Origin of the sequence: Variovorax sp. RKNM96 (assembly GCF_017161115.1) — a bacterium.
GTDB lineage: Bacteria > Pseudomonadota > Gammaproteobacteria > Burkholderiales > Burkholderiaceae_C > Variovorax.
In genome coordinates this window covers 1,248,521-1,266,812 of the sequence record NZ_CP046508.1, presented here as the reverse complement: position 1 = coordinate 1,266,812, position 18,292 = coordinate 1,248,521, and the positions used below count along the sequence as shown (strand labels likewise).

The window sequence follows — 18,292 nt, the reverse complement described above, 5'->3', positions numbered from 1 at the left end:
CATGCTGGCTCACGCCAGTTCGGATCTGCAAAGCCTCAAGCTGCCTAGCTCACGCTGGGCAGCTTTTTGTGTTTTCTCAACTCATCCGGCCCCGCCTGCTTTGCAGCAGCCCCACATTCATTTCTCCGCTCAGCACCGATGCGTAGAAACGCTCGACCATGTTGACGCTCGTTCGCGCGTTGCGCGCCAAGGTCAGCATGTCGATGCCTTGTCCGTACAAGAGCCGCAACGTGATCGCGGTGTGTCGCAGGCAATAGAGGGTTCTCGATTGACCCAGCGGTCCTTTTTCAAGACCGGTCTTCTCGAGCACCCAATGAAAGAAGAAGTTGAGCACCGCAAGGGCGTGTTCGCGATTCTTCAACTGCGGCAGAAAAATATAGTCCTCCGCTGCGGCGAATCCGTGTTCACGGCGACGAGCGAGCAGACATTCGTAGACCCGCACAGCTGGACGCAAGCTCACGATGGGCTGGCTGTGCCGCTTGGTCTCTGGCAGATTCATCCGCAGATAGACGTGCTTGCCGCGCACGACCTCGATGTGCTTGTGCTTCATGAGCTTGATGTCGCTCGGACGAACGAAGGTGTTCACCATCCAGCGGATCAGCCAAGGCAACTCGTTCGGCATCACCAGAAGTTCACGTGCAATCCAGAAGCGCTCGCCCGAGCTCAGTCTGTCGAGCACCGGGTGCGAATGCCCGCGCAAGCTGCGCGCAGCTGCAACGATCGTCCGGTACTCAGAAACACTGAAGCTTCCACGCGGCTGGCTGCGCACCTTGACCTTCGGAAACGGTGGCGCCTCGCGCAGCACGCCGGTGTGCACGCCATGCATCACCACCTTTCGCAACAGCACCAGGTACTGCGCAATCGTCGTGCTGGTGAAGCCCTGCTCACCGAGGTGATCGATCAGTCGCTGCACATCGGATGTGGCAAGCGACTGGGCGGGCAAATCACCCAGCAGCGGAACGATGTGCGCACGCAATCTGTTGCCCATCACTTGCCATGTGGCGCGTCCGATTTCTCCTCGCTGGACGCGCGCCGCTTCGGCTTGCATCAGTCCCTTTGAAAGGTCACTGACAAAAACTGATAACAATTTTTGCTCAAACGTAATTTCATTTGCAGGCGTATGAATTGCGGAATAGGTGCGCGCAAAAAAACCAGAATCATTTGCTGCCGGCACGCTATTGAAGAGGGTTATGACATTTGTGTCCATGTCATATCTCGCAAGCAATCTCGATACCATTTATCATCATGGGTAAACAAATGAAAACTCCCTTGAAACAAGCTACGCATACGGCATCTGTACCGGCGCAATTGACACCCGCCGACTATCTCAGAAAAATTCTCAACGCCCGGGTTTACGACGTCGCTGTCGAGTCCGCGCTCGAGAAGGCACGCGCGCTCAGCGAGCGTCTTGGAAATACCGTATTGCTCAAGCGCGAAGACCAGCAACCGGTATTCAGTTTCAAACTTCGCGGCGCCTACAACAAGATGGCGCATTTGAGCGCCGAGCAATTGGCGAGCGGCGTGATCTGTGCATCGGCCGGCAATCACGCCCAAGGCGTTGCGCTCGGCGCGCGCAGGCTAGGCACCCGCGCGGTGATCGTCATGCCGGTGACGACACCCAAGCTGAAGATCGATGCCGTGCGCGGATTCGGCGGCGAAATCGTCCTGCACGGCGACAGTTATTCCGATGCTTACCTGCACGCGCTTGAATTGCAGAAACAGCAGCACCTGACATTCGTCCACCCTTTCGATGATCCGGACGTCATCGCGGGCCAAGGCACCATCGCCATGGAAATCCTGCGCCAGCACCAGGGCCCGCTCGACGCAGTCTTCGTCGCGATCGGCGGCGGTGGCTTGATTTCCGGCGTGGCCAACTACATCAAGGCCGTGCGTCCCGAGATCAAGGTGATCGGCGTTCAGATGAACGACTCCGACGCGATGATGCAATCGGTCGCAGCCCGCCAGCGCGTGAACCTGCCCGACGTGGGCCTGTTCTCCGACGGCACCGCCGTCAAGCTGGTCGGCGAGGAAACCTTCCGCATCGCCAGCGAACTGGTCGACGAATACATCGCGGTCGATACCGACGCAGTCTGTGCCGCCATCAAGGACGTCTTCGTCGACACGCGCAGCATCGTCGAGCCCGCAGGCGCGTTGGCCGTGGCCGCGATCAAGCAGTACGTGGCCGGGCATGGCCGTCATGGCGAGACCTACGCGGCCATCCTGTGCGGCGCCAACATGAACTTCGACCGACTGCGCTTCGTGGCCGAACGCGCCGAAGTCGGCGAAGAACGCGAGGCGCTGTTCGCCGTCACGATCCCCGAGGAACGCGGCAGCTTCCGCCGCTTCTGCGAACTGGTCGGCGAACTGCCTGCGAGCGATGCCAAGGAATCCGGATCGGTCGGCGGCGCGTTGCGCAACGTGACCGAATTCAACTACCGCATCAGCGACGCTGCCAAGGCGCATGTGTTCGTCGGCCTCACGACATCGGCGCGCGGCGAATCGGCCATCATTGCCCAGAGCTTCATCGACCACGGCTTCGATGCGCTCGACCTCACGCACGACGAGCTCGCCAAGGAGCATCTGCGGCACCTGGTCGGCGGGCGCACCGGTCTCGCGCACGACGAGCGCCTGCTGCGCTTCGTGTTTCCCGAGCGCCCCGGCGCGCTGCTCAAGTTCCTGAGCCTGATGCGGCCGAACTGGAACATCAGCCTCTTTCACTACCGCAACCAGGGCGCCGACTACGGCCGCATCCTGGTGGGACTGCAGGTACCGGCCGGCGACGCCGCGGCCTTCGATGCGTTCCTCGAAAACCTGGGTTATCCCTATGTCGAGGAAACGGCCAATCCGGCCTACCGGCTGTTCCTGCAGGCCTGACGCGCAACCCTTGCAAGCAACGAAAAAGCCGGCACGAAGCCGGCTTTTTCATGGGCGCTGCACCCCGCTATTGCGCAGCGACCGGCGCCTGCCCTTGCGGCTGTTGCGCTGTCTCGGGCTGCGGCGTCGGGGGCGGCATCACCACCGCGGGCATGGTGGACGGCAACACCCCGGCCGACCGCTGCGCCGGCACCGGTGCGGGCGACACGCCGGAGATCGGCGGCGGCGGCAGCCCCACGCCGATCGGCGCGCGCACCGGCAGCTGCAGCGTGAAGGCCGGCGGTCCGTCGACCTGCGCACCGAGCGTTGCCGCGCGCACGCCCACCGACTGCAGCACGTAGTTGTCGCCGACGCGCGAGCCGACGCGGAACGGCTTGGGCGGCTTGCCGTCGATGGCGATCAGGGCTGCGCCCTGGTTCGACGGATCGGCCACCACGCCCACCAGCGCGAAACGGCTGGCCGCCTCGGGGGCCGCAGGCGCAGCACTCTGCGCGGTCACCACGCCGAGCAACCGACCGACCGCCTCGGCATCCGCCGTGACCGAAGGCCGTGGCATCGCGGCCGCGGCGGCCACGGCATCGGCCGGCGAGGACAGGCGCAAGGCCCAGAACACCGCAGCGCCAGCGGTCAGCGCCCAAAGCCCCGTTGTTGCAAGTGGGGCATGCCAGCGGGCAGCGGAGTAAGGACTTGTCATGGGCGCGGATTATCATGCAGCGCGCTTTCCGAATCATGTCGCCCAACCTATGAACAAATTCCTTCGTGCCGCTTCCCGGACCGCCCAGCGCGGCTTCACGCTGATCGAACTGATGGTGGTGCTGGTCATCATCGGCGTGCTCGCCGCGCTGATCGTGCCGAACGTGATCGAGCGTGCCGACGACGCCCGCGTGACGGCCGCCCGCACTGACATCAACAACCTGATGCAGGCGCTCAAGCTCTACCGCCTGGACAACCAGCGCTACCCGACCGCCGAGCAGGGCCTGCAGTCGCTGCTGACGCGCCCCACCGTGGGTCCGGCCGCACCGAACTGGAAGCCCTACGTCGAAAAGCTGCCCAACGATCCCTGGGGCCATCCCTACCAGTACATGAACCCGGGCATCAAGGGCGAAATCGACGTGCTCTCGTTCGGCGCCGATGGACAGAACGGCGGCGAGGGCAAGAATGCCGACATCGGCAGCTGGCAATAGCAGCAAGGGCACGGCGCGCGGCTTCACGCTGCTCGAGCTGATCATCGTGATCGCGATCATCGCGATCGCCACCGCCAGCGTGAGCTTTGCCATGCGCGACAGCAGCGCCGCCAAGCTCGACCGCGAAGCCGACCGGCTCGCCGCCCTCCTCGAGTCCGCCCGCGCCCAGTCGCGGGCCAGCGGCGTCGCTGTGCGGTGGCGCCCGGTCGAGGGCAGCTTCGTCTTCGACGGCCTTCCGGCCGATGCGATTCCCAGCGGCTGGGTCGCCGAAGGCATCACCGCCCAGGCCGCCCTGGGCAACGGCACGCTGGTTCCCGCGCTGCAACTGGGGCCCGATCCGATCATCGCGGCGCAGCAGATCACGCTCTATTCCGCCGGCCCGCCCGCGCGCGCATTGCGCATCGCCACCGACGGCCTGCGCCCCTTCACCGTCTTTCCCGTGCCATGAGACTGCGGCGCACGTCGGCCTCCAGCGGTTTCACGCTGATCGAAGTGCTGATCGCGCTGGGCATCGTCGCGCTCGCGCTGGCCGCGGGCTCGCAGGCCACGATGTCGCTCACCCGCAATGCGTTGCGCCAGTCCGACCTGGTGCTGGCCGACCTGTGCGCGGAAAACGAACTCGCCAAGGCCCGCCTCGCCCGGCAGATGCCGGCCGTGGGCGACTCGGGCTCCATTTGCGTGCAGGCGGGCGCCTCGTTCAACGTGACGACCTCGACCGTGCCCACGCTCAATCCGAACTTCCGGCGCGTCGATGTGCAGGTGCGCGATGAAGCGGATTCCCCGATCCTGCGCATCTCGACCGTGGTGGGGCGGTTCTGATGAAGACGAAGACGTTACGCGGCTTCACGCTGATCGAGCTGCTCGTCGCCATCTCGGTGATGGCGCTCCTCTCGCTCGTGAGCTGGCGCGGCCTGGACAGCATGTCGCGCGCCACCACGCAGAACCAGCAGCGCGCCGACGCCATCCTCACCCTGCAGGCCACGCTCGCCCAATGGGGCGCCGACCTCGACGCGGTGACCTCGATCGCGCAGACCCGCCCCATCGACTGGGACGGCAACGTGCTGCGGCTTACGCGTCGCGGCAGCGATCCGATGGCGCCCACCATGCTGGTGGTGGCGTGGACCCTGCGGCCTGGCGCCGAGGGCCCGCGCTGGCAGCGCTGGCAGTCGCAGGCCTTCACCACGCGCGGCGAGTGGCAACAGGCCTGGAACCTCGCGGCCTCCTGGGCACAGGACGGCGGCGCACAAGGCGGCGGCTACAACGACGTGGTGCTGATGCCCGCCAGCGGCTGGCAGCTCTATTACTTCCGCGACAACAACTGGACGCCGGCGGGTTCGCTGCCCACGGCCCCCCCCACGCCGGGGACACCGGCCAATCCGGCCAACCCCGCGGGCCCGATCGTCAACATGCCCGATGGCGTGCGTCTGGTGATCAGCCTGCCGCCGGGCGACGGGCTGTCGGGCACGCTCACGCGCGACTGGGTCAAGCCGATCGTGGGGGGTGCGCGGTCATGACGAAACGAGCTTCTGCGTTCGGGCGCCGTGTACACCGCGCACGCCGCCAGTCCGGCGCCGCGCTGCTCGCGGCGATGCTGACGGTGATGCTCGTCGCCACCTTCTCTGCCGCTGCGCTGTGGCAGCAATGGCGCGCCGCCGAAGTCGAAGGCGCCGAGCGCGCGCGTGTCCAGGCGGCCTGGGTGCTGATCGGCGCACTCGACTGGTCGCGGCTGATCCTTGCCGAAGACGGCCGTGCCGGCGGCCCCGACCACTTGGGAGAACCGTGGGCGGTCCCGCTCGAAGAGGCGCGGCTCACCAGCTTCCTGTCGGCCGAGAAGAACGTGTCGAGCGACAACCTCGAGGGCCTGCCCGATGCCTTTCTCTCGGGGCGCATCGTGGATGCGCAGTCCAAGCTCAACGTGCTGTCGCTGGTCGACGCGGGCAAGCCGGTGCCGGCCAGCGTTGCCACCTTCACCCGCCTCTTCAACCTGCTGGGCCTGCCGGCCTCGGAGCTCAGCCAGATGACGACCGCGCTCGTGAGGACGCTGTCCACCGGCACCGACGAAGCCTCCGGCGGCGATGTGGGCAATGCGCCACTGATGCCACAGGAGGTATCGCAACTGGTGTGGCTCGGGCTTTCGCCATCGACCGCCGCGGCCATCGAGCCCTACGTGACGATCCTGCCGGTGCGCACCACGCTCAACCTCAACACCGCGAGCGCCGAGGCCATCAGCGCCAGCCTGGAAAACATGCCGATCGCGACCGCACGCCAATTGGTGGAAAAGCGCACCCGCTCCTACTTCAAGACCATCGACGAGGCCAACGCCGGGCTGCCCAGCGAAGGCTCCCGCTTCAACGCGACCACGCACGGCGTGGGCACCCAGTACTTCGAGGTCTACGGGCGCCTGCGCCTCGACCGCACCTGGGTCGAAGAGCACTCGCTCCTGCAACGCAACGGTGTCACCGTGACGACGGTCTGGCGCACCCGCGGCGCCGGCGCAACGACCACTCCGGCTAAACCCTGAGTACCGTTGACATATATTGATCAAAAAGCCTTATAACGCCCGTCACATCTGTCAACTACGCTATTCAAATAATAGCAATTGACTGTCAGACGCCCTCCTACAATCACCGGCTTTTCCGACACCCTCCATGACCCCGCTGCTGCTCATTGCCCCACTGCCCCCGGCCGACGCCGCGGGTGAGTACGACTGGGCCCAGGCCGGCGACGACGGCATTGCATTGCGCGACCAGGGCCGTGCGCTGCTGGCGCTGCTGCCTTCGAGCAGCGAAGTCACGCTCGGCATTCCTTCCGCGGCACTCTCGTGGCACCGCATCACGTTGCCCAAGGGCAGCATGGGCAGCGCATCGAAGCTGCGCGCCGTGCTCGACGGCCTGCTCGAAGAACACCTGCTCGACGACCCCGAGGCCTTGCACTTCGCGCTCGAGCCCGACGCGAAGGCCGGCGTGCCCGTGTGGGTGGCGGCATGCAACCGCATCTGGCTGCGCAGCATCGTGCAGGGGCTCGAAGCGGCCGGGCGCCGCGTCGTGCGCATCGTCCCCGAATTCGCACCGCAGCCCGCCGACGGCCCGCCGCTCTTGCAAGTCACCGGCGAACCCGAGGCCCCGCAGCTCACCGTGTGCGATGCCGACGGCGTGGTTTCGCTACCGCTCGCCGGCGCAGGGCTCGCGCTCTCGAGCGGCCTGCCGTTCGACACCGCGGTCATCACCACCGAGCCCGCGGTCGCAGAAGCGGCCGAGCACCTGCTCGAACGCCGCGTGCCGATCGTGCAGGCACCGCAGCGCTGGCTCAATGCCGCGCGCACGCCGTGGGAGCTCGCGCAGTTCGATCTGGCCGCCACGGGCCGCGCGCGCGCCGGCAAGAAATTCGCCTCGGTGCTGCAGACGCTGCGCTACGCGCCCGAATGGCGCGCCGCGCGCTGGGGCGTCGTCGTGCTGCTGCTGACGCAATTGATCGGCCTCAATGCCTGGGCCTGGAAGGAGCGCGGCGCGCTCGAGTCCAAGCGCCAGGCCGCCAAGACCATCCTCATCCAGACCTTTCCCTCGGTGAAGATCGTGATCGACCCGCAACTGCAGATGACGCGTGAAGTCGCGGCGCTGCAGCAGGCCGTGGGCGACGTGGCCGCAACCGATTTCGAACCCATGGTCGGCGCGCTCGCCACCAACCTTCCGCCCGGCCGCACGCCTTCGGCCGTCGACTACACCAACGGCCAGCTGCGCCTGCGAGGCCTCGGGTTGCAACCGTCGGAGGTCTCTCAGATCACCGGCGCGATGGCGCCGCGCGGCTACAACGTGCGCACCGAGGGCGATCTGCTGCTCGTGCAGGCCGAGGCCAGCCCCCGATGAACTTCAGCGAACAACTCAAGGCCCGCTGGGCCGCCCTCGCGATGCGCGAGCGCCAGATGGTCGGCGCGGCCATCGCGCTCGTGGCACTGGCCTTGCTCTGGTGGATTGCGCTCGCTCCCGCGTTGCGCACGCTGGCCGCGGCACCGGCCGAACACGCACAGCTCGATGCACAACTGCAGCAGATGGCCACCTTGCAGAACCGCGCGAAGGCGCTGCAGTCGCAGCCCCGCCTCGCCCGCGATGAAGCGTTGCGCTCGCTCGAGACCTCGGTGCGCGAGGGCCTGGGCGTGAACAACGCACAGCTCATGACCGCCGGCGGCGACGGTGCCACCGTCACGCTGCGCGCCACGCCCGCCAGCACGGTCGCCCAATGGCTCGCGCAGGCGCGCGGCAATGCCCATGCGGTGCCGCGCGAAGTGCACCTCACGCGTGCCCCCGCCACCCCGCCGGCGCCGGGCAGCAAGGACAAGGACGCGCCGCAGCTCCCGCAGGTCCGCTGGGAGGGCACGGTCGTGATGGCTTTGCCCGCGCCCCGATGAACAGCCCGGCATGGTGACGCGCTCCCCTCTCTCCGCACTCTCCGGGCCCAAGCCGCGACGCGGCTGGCGCTGGGCCCTCGTCGGCATCGCCATCGGCGCGGTGCTGGCGGTGGTGCTGTTCGCGCCCGCGCGCTGGCTCGCCTCGGCGCTGTCGAGCTGGAGCCAGGGTCGGCTGCTGCTGGTCAATCCGCGCGGCACGGTGTGGAACGGCGCGGCCGCCGTGGTGTTCGCGAGCGGCACCGGCGGTGCGCAGGCCGTCTCGCTGCCCGGCCTCCTGCATTGGCGCCTGCGCCCGAGCTTCAGCGGCATCTTTGCCTCGCTCGACCTGCCCTGCTGCGCCCCGCGTCCACTCGAACTCAAGGCCAGCCCGCGCGGCAACGGCGTGCTGCTCGACTGGCAGGACGGCCGCTCGCGCTGGCCCGCCACGATGCTCACCGGCCTCGGCGCACCGTGGAACACGCTCAAGCTCGACGGCGCGCTCGACCTCTCCACCAAGGCCTTCTCGCTGCAATGGGACGGCCCGGTGCTGCGCATCGCGGGCCAGGCCACGCTCGACGCCACCGATGTTTCCTCCAGCCTGTCGACCCTCAAGCCGATGGGCAGCTACCGGCTCTCGCTCGAAGGCGGCAACAGCCCCACGCTCCTGCTCAGCACGCGCGAAGGCAGCCTGCAGCTGAACGGCAGCGGCAGCTGGAACGGCACCGCTTTTCGCTTCAACGGCGAAGCCAGTGCCGCGGCCGGCCGCGAAGACGCTCTTTCCAATTTGTTGAACATCATCGGACGACGCGACAACGCGCGTTCGATCATCACCCTGGGTTGATCATGATGAAGCCACTGTCCACGCCCGGCGCACGCCTGGGCATCGTCGCACTCGCGGCGCGCCTGCTGATCGCGGCGTCCTTCCTGCAGGTGCTGCCGCCCGCCTTCGCGCAGGGCGACGCGCCGCGACGCGGCGAGCCGATCACGCTGAACTTCTCCAACGCCGACATCGAGGCCGTGGCCCGCACCATGGCGGTGGTCACCGGACGCGACGTGGTGGTCGATCCGCGCGTCAAGGGCACGATGAACCTGGTCACCGACCGCGCGATCCAGCCGGGCGCCGCCTTCAACCAGTTCGCCTCGGCGCTGCGCCTGCAGGGCTTCGCGGTGGTGGAGGCTGATGGCCTCTACAAGGTAGTGCCCGAAGCCGATGCCAAGCTGCAGAGCAGCACCGTGAACACCTCGATCGGCGCCACCGCATCCTCGGGCAGCAACCAGATCGTCACGCAGATCTTCCGGCTCAACTACGAATCGCCCAACAGCCTCCTGCCGGTGCTGCGCCCGCTGATTCCGCCGAACAACACCATCAACGTGAACCCGGGCAACAACTCGCTCGTGATCACCGACTACGCCGACAACATGCGCCGCCTCGCGCGCATCATCGCGGCGCTCGACGTGCCCAACGCGTCGGACATCGAGATCATCCAGCTCAAGCACTCGGTGGCGAGCGACCTGCTGCCGCTGGTGCAGCGGCTGGTCGACGGCAGCGGCTCGGGTGCGGCTCCGGGGGCTGCGCCGGGCGCGGTCGATGCCTCGTTCCGCACCACGCTGCTGGCCGATCCGCGCAGCAACTCGCTGATCCTGCGCGCGGCCAACCCGGCACGCGCGCAACTGGTGCGCACGCTGGTCGAGAAGCTCGACCGCACGCCCGCGGAAAGCAGCAACGGACTGGCCGGCAACATCTACGTGGTCTATTTGAAGAACGCCGACGCGGTGCGGCTGGCCGCCACGCTGCGCGCCGCGATGGCGGCGAACCAGCAGGCCACGCCGGGCAGCCCCGGTGCCGCGGGCGGCGGTGGCGGCAGCAGCCCCGCGCCGCAGCAGACCAGCTTCCAGCAAAACAGCCAGAACAGCCTGAGCGGCAGCGGGCAAAGCGGCTCGCCGGCCGCCAACGCGCCGCTCAACAACGCCAACCAGCCATCGACCGGCGGACAGATCCAGGCCGACCCGTCGACCAACTCGCTGATCATCACGGCGCCCGAGCCGCAGTACCGCCAGATGCGCGCGGTGATCGACAAGCTCGACGGCCGGCGCGCACAGGTGATGATCGAGGCGCTGATCGTCGAGGTGAGCGACACCGCGGCCGCCAAGTTCGGCGTGCAATGGCAGAGCGCGCTGGGCGGCAATGCGGTGATCGGCACCAACTCCACCGTCGCGGGCTCCAGCATCCTGGCGCTCACGCAAGCGCTGGCCACGCGCAACGTGGCCGGCCTGCAGCTGGCGCCGGGGCTGAACCTGGGTATCGCGGGCAAGGTCGGCGGCCAGTACATCCTGGGCGCGATCGCCAGCTTCTTCGACAGCGACAAGGACGCCAACGTGCTGTCCAAGCCCAACCTGCTGACGCTGGACAACGAGGAGGCCAAGATCGTCATCGGCCAGAACGTGCCCTTTCCCACGGGCTCGTACGCCAGCACCTCGGGCTCGGTGGGCGTGAATCCCTTCACCACGGTCGAACGCAAGGACGTGGGTCTCACGTTGCGCGTGCGCCCGACCATCAACGAGAACGGCACCGTCAAGCTGACGATCTTCCAGGAAACCTCCACGGTCGATCCGAACAGCATCAACAACGCGAACGGTCCCACCACCAGCAAGCGCTCCATCGAGTCGAGCGTGCTGGTGGAAGACGGCGGGCTGGTCATGCTGGGCGGCCTGCTCTCGGACACCTACAACAACACGGTCGAGAAGGTGCCTGTTGCAGGCGACATTCCCGTGCTCGGCAACCTGTTCAAGAGCCAGTCCCGCTCGCGCGAGAAGATCAACCTCATGATGTTCCTGCGTCCGGCGGTGATGCGCGACGGCAATGCGACCGAAAGCCTCGCCTATGACCGCTACGACGAGATCCGAGGCATGCAGCAGCGCACGCAGCCCGACCCGTCCAACGTGATGCTGCGCGCCGTGGACGGCGCGAACGTGCTGCCCGAGCTCCCGGCGCGCCCAGTCGACACCGGCAAGCAGAGGGAGTCCCGCATCCAGGGCACCCAGCTCATTCCGCCGCCGCAGCCGGCAGCCGACTCCCGCAAACTCGCTCCCAGCCCCCTGCGCGGCGCCCTGCCCCCCACCGACGACCCTGTCAGCGCCCGCGAACTGCCTTGATGTCCATGCGCTACCCGCTTCCCTACGCGTTCGCACGCAGCCAGCAACTCCTTCTCGAAGAAGCCGACGACGGCCGCTACACGCTGTGGATGTCGTCCCACCCGGCACGCAGTGCGGTCGGCGAGGTGGCGCGCAAGTACAGCGTGCAGGCTTTCGAGGTGCTGGCCGACGGCCCGCTCGCGCAGCGCATCAGCGCCGCCTATGCACAGGGCGAATCGAGTGCTGCCGCGGTGGTGAGCGAAGTGCAGAACGACGCCGACCTCTCGCGGATGATGCAGGAGCTGCCGGCGGTCGAAGACTTGCTGGCCAGCGCGGGCGATGCGCCCATCATCCGCATGCTCAACGCGCTGCTCACGCAGGCCGCGCGCGACGGCGCGAGCGACATCCACATCGAGCCCTACGAGCGCACCTCGTCCGTGCGCTTTCGCATCGACGGCACGTTGCGCGAGGTGGTGCAGCCCAACCGCGCGCTGCACGCCGCGCTGATCTCGCGCCTGAAGATCATGGCCGACCTCGACATCTCCGAGAAGCGGCTGCCGCAGGACGGACGCATCAGCTTGCGCATCGGCACGCGCGCGGTCGACGTGCGCGTCTCCACGCTGCCGAGTGCGCACGGCGAACGCGCCGTGCTGCGATTGCTGGACAAGAGCGAATCGAAGCTCACGCTCGAATCGGTCGGCATGCAGGGCGACACGCTGCAACGCTTCGAGAAGCTCATCACGCAGCCGCACGGCATCATCCTGGTGACCGGCCCGACCGGCTCGGGCAAGACCACCACGCTGTATGCCGCGCTGGCCCGCCTGGACGCGAGCCGCAGCAACATCATGACGGTGGAAGATCCCATCGAATACGAGCTGCCGGGCGTGGGCCAGACGCAGATCAACGCCAAGATCGAGCTCACCTTCGCCAAGGCCCTGCGCGCGATCCTGCGGCAGGACCCGGACGTGATCATGATCGGCGAAATCCGCGACTTCGAGACCGCGCAGATCGCCATCCAGGCTTCGCTCACCGGCCACCTGGTGCTGGCCACGCTGCACACCAACGATTCGGTCAGCGCGGTCACGCGTCTCACCGACATGGGGGTCGAGCCTTTCCTCCTGAGCTCGTCGCTGCTGGGCGTGCTCGCACAGCGCCTCGTGCGCAAGGTCTGCACGAGCTGCGGCGGCGCGGGCTGCGACGTCTGCGGCCAGACGGGCTACCAGGGCCGCACCGGCATCTTCGAGTTGCTGGTGGCCGATGAAACCGTGCAGGGCCTGATCCACAGCAAGGCCGCCGAGAGCGAACTGCTCAAGGCCGGCGCGCGCGGCGGCCTGCGGCTCATGCGCGAAGACGGCGAACGGCTGGTGCAGGCCGGCATCACTTCACGCGCAGAGTTGCTGCGCGTCACACGCGACTAGCGACCAGAGTTCAGCCTCGCCATGCCCGCCTATTCCTTCGAAGCCATCGATGCCAGCGGCCAGTCGCGCGAAGGCGTGCTCGAGGCCGACACCGCGCGCAGCGCCCGCAGCCTGCTGCGCGCGCAGGCGCTGATTCCGCTGTCGGTCAAACCGGTCGGCAGCGACCACATCAACGGCACCGGGCAGCGCAGCGGCCTGAGCCACTGGCTCGGCGGCGGCAAGCGTGTCTTCAACTCCACCGGCCTTGCGGTGTGGACGCGGCAGCTCGCAGGCCTCGTCTCGTCGGGCCTGCCGCTGGAACGCGCGCTCACTGCGCTCACCGACGAAGCCGAGTCGGAACCGCAGCGCAACCTCGTCGCCTCGCTGCGCGCCGAGGTCAACGCGGGTTCGCCTTTCGCGCGCGCGCTGTCGGCGCACTCGCGCGAGTTCTCGCCCATCTACACCGCCGTGATCGGCGCCGGCGAGCAGAGCGGCAACCTGGGCCTCGTGCTCGACCGCCTGGCCGACGACCTGGAAGAACGCCAGGCGCTGCAGCAGAAGCTGATCGGCGCGGCGCTCTACCCGGCCATCGTCACGCTGGTGGCGATCGTGATCGTGATCTTTCTCGTGAGCTACGTGGTGCCGCAGGTGGCGCAGGTGTTCGCGGGCACCAAGCGCTCGCTGCCTTTTCTCACCACCGTGATGCTGTCGCTGAGCGCGGGCGTGCGCAACTACGGCTGGTGGATGCTGGGCGGCGTGGTGCTCGTCGCCATCGGCGTGCGCGTGGCGCTGGCGCAGGAGGCCTTCCGCCTCAAGTTCGATGCGGCCTGGCTCAAGCTGCCGCTGGTCGGCAAGCTCGCGCGCGGCTACAACGCGGCGCGTTTCGCGAGCACGCTCGCGATGCTGGCGACGGCCGGCGTGCCGATCCTGCGCGCACTGCAAGCGGCCGCCGAAACGCTCAGCAACCGCGCGATGCGTGCCGATGCGCTCGACGCGCTGGTGCTGGTGCGCGAAGGCGCGCCGCTGGCCTCGGCGCTCGCGCAGAAGAAGCGCTTTCCGGGCCTCGTATCGATGTTCGCGCGCCTGGGCGAACAGACCGGCACCCTGCCGCTGATGCTGCAGCGCGCAGCCAACCAGCTGGGTGCCGAAGTGCAGCGCCGCGCGATGCACCTGGCGACCATCCTCGAGCCGCTGCTCATCGTGGCGATGGGCGGCGTGGTGATGTTGATCGTGCTGGCCGTGATGCTGCCGATCATCCAGCTGAACCAGTTCGTGAAATAACCCAAGGAGCCTGGCCATGGCCAATCGGAGCTACCTGTTCGCCAGTCCCTTCGTGCCGGGACCTGATCCGGCAAAGGACGATCCGAGGCAGGTCAAGGGCATCTCGGAGCGCAACTACGACATACCGCTGGTCTACCAGCTCCTGGTGTCCGCGGACGTGCAGCTGTGCCGCTCGATGATCTGGACCAGCGTGGCCGAACCCACCGCACTCGCAGGCCGCGCCGGCGCGGGCATCGACCGGCTCCAGCAGCTCCTGGCCCGCATCGACCACCCCTCGATCGCGCCGCTGCGAGACCAGGCCCTGGACTTCCTGAACAGCCACGTCGACCGCAACGGCTACTTCGTGCTGGAGTGCGCCGAGATCCTCGACATGGGCGACGAGCCGCTGGGCGAGCAGGCCGAGAGTTTGCTGCGCGACGTGAAGAACATCGATGCGGAGATCGAAGCTGCCATCGCCCGGCTCGCCCCGAAGAAAAAGAACTTCTGGGAGCGCGTCTTCACGCCGTCGCAGGAGAGCATCGAGGCGCCCTTGCGCGAGTTGGGGCTGGGCTATTGGTCGGATACGCTCTACTACTCGCCCAACGCCGTCTCCTGAACCTCCGCCCGCACGCCGCCATGCCAGTCACTCTCGAAGACAAACTCGTGGTCGCGATTTCCTCGCGGGCGCTGTTCAACCTCGAGGAAGAAAACAAGATCTTCGAGGCCGGCGACAACGAGGGCTACATGAAGCTGCAGCTCGACCGGCTCGACGTGCCGGCCGCGCCCGGTATCGCGTACTCGCTGATCCGCAAGTTGCTGCGCTTCAACGACGACGGCGTGCAGCGCGTGGAGGTGGTGATCCTCTCGCGCAACGACCCGGTCTCGGGCATGCGCATCTTCAAGTCGAGCGCTGCGGCCGACATCAAGCTGCAGCGCGGCGTGTTCACGCAAGGACGTCCACCCTTCGGATACCTGCGGCCACTGCGCGCCCATCTGTTTCTCTCGGTCAATGCACAGGACGTGCGCGAGGCGCTGGTCGCGGGCTTTCCGGCCGCGCGCGTGCTGGTCGAATCGGTGAAGGCGAGCGATGCCTGGCCTAACGAAGTGCGCATCGCCTTCGACGGCGATGCGGTGCTGTTCTCCGACGAGGCCGAGCGCGTGTTCCAGGCCGAGGGACTCGACGCCTTCCAGGCCCACGAACTCAGCAAGGCCGAACTGCCGCTGCCCGGCGGGCCGTTCAAGCCGCTGTTGGCTGCGCTGCATCGCCTGCAGATGGCAGGCAACGCGCAGATGCGCATTCGCACTGCGCTCGTCACCGCGCGCAGCGCACCGGCGCACGAGCGCGCGATCCGCACGCTGATGAACTGGAACATCCGCGTCGATGAGGCGATGTTCCTCGGCGGCCTGCCCAAGGGCGAGTTCCTGCGCGAGTTCGAGCCCGATTTCTTCTTCGACGACCAGACAGGTCACGTCGATGCGGCCTCGCGGCATGTGCCCGCGGGGCATGTGTCCAGCGGCATCAGCAACGAGCCCTGAGAAGGTGTGAGCGAACAGCCTGAGTGCCCGTGCGGGGCGTTCGGGAAACAGTTCGTCACGCGAGCGCCTTCGCTTTGTCATCGTCGGTTCACGGCGACGTAACGCGTTCTCCATAGTCTTGCGGTCTGTCCGGTGCGCGGTGCCTTCATGGCGCCTTTTTTTTGTCGCGCCGGTATTCACGACCCCAACGACAACAGACCACCGGCTGAACCGATGCGCCCGACCCACCCCCTGCACGCCTCGCATTTTTCGCGCTGGCTTCTGCCCATTGTCATCTCCGTTGCACTTGCCGCTTGCGGCGGCGGTGGAGGTGGCGGCGCTTCCTTCCCGCTCGTCGACGTGCCGCCTGCCGGCGGCAATCCCCCGGCGCCCGGCGTCAATCAAGGCAAGAGCGGCCCCAAGGCGCTCGTCGTAGAAATCGACGGCCTCACGCATGCGGCGCTGCGCGATGCGATCGCGCAGAAGAAAGTACCCGCGCTCCAATCGCTGCAGCTCGCTCCCGCATGGACCGGCGGCACCGATGGCGCGCTCAGCGATCAGCCCACCACCGACGGCCCCGGCTGGGCCACGCTGCTGACCGGCACCTGGGTGCCACGTCACGCAGTGCGAGGAGACACGTCCGACCAGCGCATCGACGTCAAGCTGGCCCCCTCGGTCTTCGCATTCGCGAAGCAGAAGAAGGACGCGGGCTATCTGACGGCATCGGTCACCGCCAACGCGTTCTATCCGAATCTCCTGGCCGCGGAAACCGGCACCGTCGACACAGCGGTCGACTGCGCCGGTGCCGATGCCTGCGTGACGGCCAAGACCTCGCAGCTCATCGACGCGGGCTATGACCTGCTGGTGGCGCAATACGGCGCACCCGCCGCCACCGCGGCGAACGGCCTGCGCAGCGACGCCTACCAGCGCGCCATCTCCGACACCTCCGCGGCTGTCGGCCAGTTGCTCGCACGCATTGCGCAACGCACCGCCAACGATGCCAAGGAAGACTGGCTCGTGATCCTCACCACCGACCACGGCCTCGATGCCTTCGGCAGCGTGACCAGCCTGAAGAACATCGACAGCCGGACGGTTTTCATCGCAAGCAACAAGACACTGGCTGCGCTGCCGGGCATCGGTGCAGCGGCGCCGGCCGACAACACGCTGTTCAAGCTGGCTGCTGCAACCGACATCGCACCCACGGTGCTGCGGCATCTCGGCGCACTGCCTCCCGCAGAGGCATACAACCTCAATGGACAGGCACTGCAGGCCGCCACGGCAATACACGCCCTCGCGGCCCGCACCAGCGCCGACCAGAGCAGCATCGAGCTCTCCTGGACGTTGTCGGGCGACCTTGGTAGCCCGGTGAAGGTGCTGCGTGACGGCAAGCTGGTTGCCACGCTGCCGGCCGGCGCGACCGCTTTCACCGACCCCGTCAAGGCGGCAAGCGACGGCCTGTACTCTTTTCAATACACGGTGGTCGCTGGCGAAGCCAGCGTGTCGATCTCCGCGCAGATCGCCTACGTGAAGGTGGGTCTGCTCAACCTCTATCCGCTCGACACGCTGCCACCCGTCGATGTGAACGCAACATCGACGCTCGCGCCCTGGGCACCGGACGCCGACGGCGGTTCGCTCATAGCCGACGACAACTTCCAGCCGCCCTATCGAGCCCAGGCCCTTCGCGTGGACAGCCGGGTCAAGAACGCGAGCGGCATGGCTGGCTACCGGCTGCTGCAGACGCGCGACGTGACCGCCGATCCGAAGGTGAGTGCATTCACCATCGGCTTCTGGCTGCGCACCGATGCCACCTGCAGCCAGGGCGTGAGCAACGGTGCGTCGGTCATCGCCAACAAGAACTACGACACCGGCAACAACGCGGGCATCGCGATCGGCCTCTTCAGCAAGTGCGAGATCCGCTTCAACACCGGCACCGGCAGCGGGCGCGGCGAGATCAGTGGCCGGCATTTCCTGAGCGCTGGCCAGTGGACCTACGTTGCGATGGTCGTCGACAAGGCCGGCAGAAACATGAGCGGCTATGTGTTCGATCCCGTGAAGGGCACGCAAACCGGCAGCGTCGCGCTCTCGAACGCACTGGTCGCGGCGCTCGGCGGTCTCGGCAAGGGCATCTCTCTCAACGAGGACGGCACCGGCCTCTACTACCAGCGCTGGTCCAACGACTCGCCGCGCGGCGCCATGGACTTCAACGACTTCGCGATCTGGAACCGCGCGCTCACCGCCGAAGAGCTCACGACCATCTTCACTTCGGGCCAGCCGCTCTCGGCGCTCACCCCTTGATCACCCGATCGACACCCACGAATCACACAAAGAGGACCCATCCATGCTTCATTCATTGCCTATGCGACTCGTGTCCGCATTGATCCTGGCTTGCACGCTTTCCGCCTGCGGTGGCGGCAGCGACGGTGGCGGCTTCTTCGGCGGCCTGCCAGGCGCCGGAACGCCTCCCCCCGCCACACCTCCGGCCGACACCGGCGTCAAGCCCGAGATGCGTTGCGCACCGTGAGCGAACGCACGCCACGACACGACACGAC

Annotated in this window: 18 protein-coding genes; 16 read left to right on the top strand and 2 right to left on the bottom strand. The window is 67.3% G+C overall.

The window, feature by feature from the left end; translation table 11 throughout:
* Positions 1-76: 76 nt before the first annotated feature.
* Complete coding sequence (locus tag GNX71_RS05760) at positions 77-1,207, bottom strand: hypothetical protein (protein WP_206177431.1); 1,131 nt, start codon at positions 1,205-1,207, stop codon at positions 77-79.
* 62 nt (positions 1,208-1,269) lie between these two features.
* Here GNX71_RS05760 and ilvA point away from each other — a divergent pair, with 62 nt between their 5' ends.
* Complete coding sequence (gene ilvA / locus GNX71_RS05755) at positions 1,270-2,874, top strand: threonine ammonia-lyase, biosynthetic (RefSeq protein ID WP_241027178.1); 1,605 nt, start codon at positions 1,270-1,272, stop codon at positions 2,872-2,874.
* Positions 2,875-2,941: 67 nt separating this feature from the next.
* Here the strand turns inward: ilvA and GNX71_RS05750 are convergent, their stop codons facing one another.
* Entirely contained in the window at positions 2,942-3,568 is a 627-nt protein-coding gene (locus GNX71_RS05750; protein ID WP_206177429.1) for a type II secretion system protein N, read from the bottom strand.
* A gap of 49 nt (positions 3,569-3,617) precedes the next feature.
* On the opposite strand from GNX71_RS05750, the gene gspG reads away from it, so the two are divergent.
* The 15 genes from gspG (at position 3,618) to GNX71_RS05675 (ending at position 18,264) form a co-directional block, all read left to right on the top strand.
* The gene (gene gspG / locus GNX71_RS05745) at positions 3,618-4,058 is read left to right on the top strand and encodes a type II secretion system major pseudopilin GspG (RefSeq protein ID WP_013539627.1); all 441 of its coding nucleotides are present in this window, start codon (positions 3,618-3,620) and stop codon (positions 4,056-4,058) included.
* The gene (locus tag GNX71_RS05740) at positions 4,033-4,506 is read left to right on the top strand and encodes a GspH/FimT family pseudopilin (RefSeq protein ID WP_206177428.1); all 474 of its coding nucleotides are present in this window, start codon (positions 4,033-4,035) and stop codon (positions 4,504-4,506) included. The genes gspG and GNX71_RS05740 overlap by 26 nt, the downstream gene beginning before the upstream one ends.
* Positions 4,503-4,877 (top strand): type II secretion system minor pseudopilin GspI, encoded by a 375-nt coding sequence (gene gspI / locus GNX71_RS05735; RefSeq protein WP_206177427.1) that lies wholly within the window; start codon positions 4,503-4,505, stop codon positions 4,875-4,877. Before GNX71_RS05740 ends, gspI begins: the two co-directional genes overlap by 4 nt.
* Positions 4,877-5,572, top strand: coding sequence for a prepilin-type N-terminal cleavage/methylation domain-containing protein (locus tag GNX71_RS05730; RefSeq protein ID WP_206177426.1), 696 nt, complete (start codon positions 4,877-4,879; stop codon positions 5,570-5,572). The genes gspI and GNX71_RS05730 overlap by 1 nt, the downstream gene beginning before the upstream one ends.
* Positions 5,569-6,579, top strand: a complete 1,011-nt coding sequence (gene gspK / locus GNX71_RS05725; protein ID WP_206177425.1) for a type II secretion system minor pseudopilin GspK — start codon at positions 5,569-5,571, stop codon at positions 6,577-6,579. The genes GNX71_RS05730 and gspK overlap by 4 nt, the downstream gene beginning before the upstream one ends.
* 127 nt (positions 6,580-6,706) lie before the next feature.
* A complete protein-coding gene (gene gspL / locus GNX71_RS05720) occupies positions 6,707-7,921 on the top strand; it encodes a type II secretion system protein GspL (RefSeq protein WP_206177424.1) in 1,215 nt (404 codons plus the stop codon).
* On the top strand, positions 7,918-8,460 hold the full coding sequence (gene gspM / locus GNX71_RS05715; RefSeq protein ID WP_206177423.1) for a type II secretion system protein GspM: 543 nt from the start codon (positions 7,918-7,920) through the stop codon (positions 8,458-8,460). The genes gspL and gspM overlap by 4 nt, the downstream gene beginning before the upstream one ends.
* Positions 8,461-8,470: 10 nt before the next feature.
* Positions 8,471-9,280 carry a type II secretion system protein N gene (gspN, locus tag GNX71_RS05710; RefSeq protein ID WP_206177422.1) on the top strand — a complete coding sequence of 270 codons (810 nt, stop codon included), beginning with the start codon at positions 8,471-8,473 and terminating at the stop codon, positions 9,278-9,280.
* 2 nt (positions 9,281-9,282) lie between these two features.
* Positions 9,283-11,592: a type II secretion system secretin GspD gene (gene gspD / locus GNX71_RS05705; protein WP_206177421.1), complete on the top strand. Its 2,310-nt coding sequence runs from the start codon at positions 9,283-9,285 to the stop codon at positions 11,590-11,592.
* A gap of 5 nt (positions 11,593-11,597) precedes the next feature.
* Entirely contained in the window at positions 11,598-12,989 is a 1,392-nt protein-coding gene (locus GNX71_RS05700; protein WP_206177420.1) for an ATPase, T2SS/T4P/T4SS family, read from the top strand.
* A gap of 21 nt (positions 12,990-13,010) precedes the next feature.
* Positions 13,011-14,249 (top strand): type II secretion system inner membrane protein GspF, encoded by a 1,239-nt coding sequence (gene gspF / locus GNX71_RS05695; protein WP_206177419.1) that lies wholly within the window; start codon positions 13,011-13,013, stop codon positions 14,247-14,249.
* Positions 14,250-14,265: 16 nt separating this feature from the next.
* A complete protein-coding gene (locus GNX71_RS05690; RefSeq protein WP_206177418.1) occupies positions 14,266-14,844 on the top strand; it encodes a hypothetical protein in 579 nt (192 codons plus the stop codon).
* Between the two features lie 20 nt (positions 14,845-14,864).
* Positions 14,865-15,764, top strand: coding sequence for a 5'-nucleotidase (locus GNX71_RS05685; protein WP_206177417.1), 900 nt, complete (start codon positions 14,865-14,867; stop codon positions 15,762-15,764).
* 213 nt (positions 15,765-15,977) lie between these two features.
* Positions 15,978-18,038 (top strand): LamG-like jellyroll fold domain-containing protein, encoded by a 2,061-nt coding sequence (locus tag GNX71_RS05680; RefSeq protein ID WP_206177416.1) that lies wholly within the window; start codon positions 15,978-15,980, stop codon positions 18,036-18,038.
* 43 nt (positions 18,039-18,081) lie between these two features.
* Positions 18,082-18,264, top strand: a complete 183-nt coding sequence (locus GNX71_RS05675) for a hypothetical protein (protein WP_206177415.1) — start codon at positions 18,082-18,084, stop codon at positions 18,262-18,264.
* Positions 18,265-18,292: the final 28 nt, after the last annotated feature.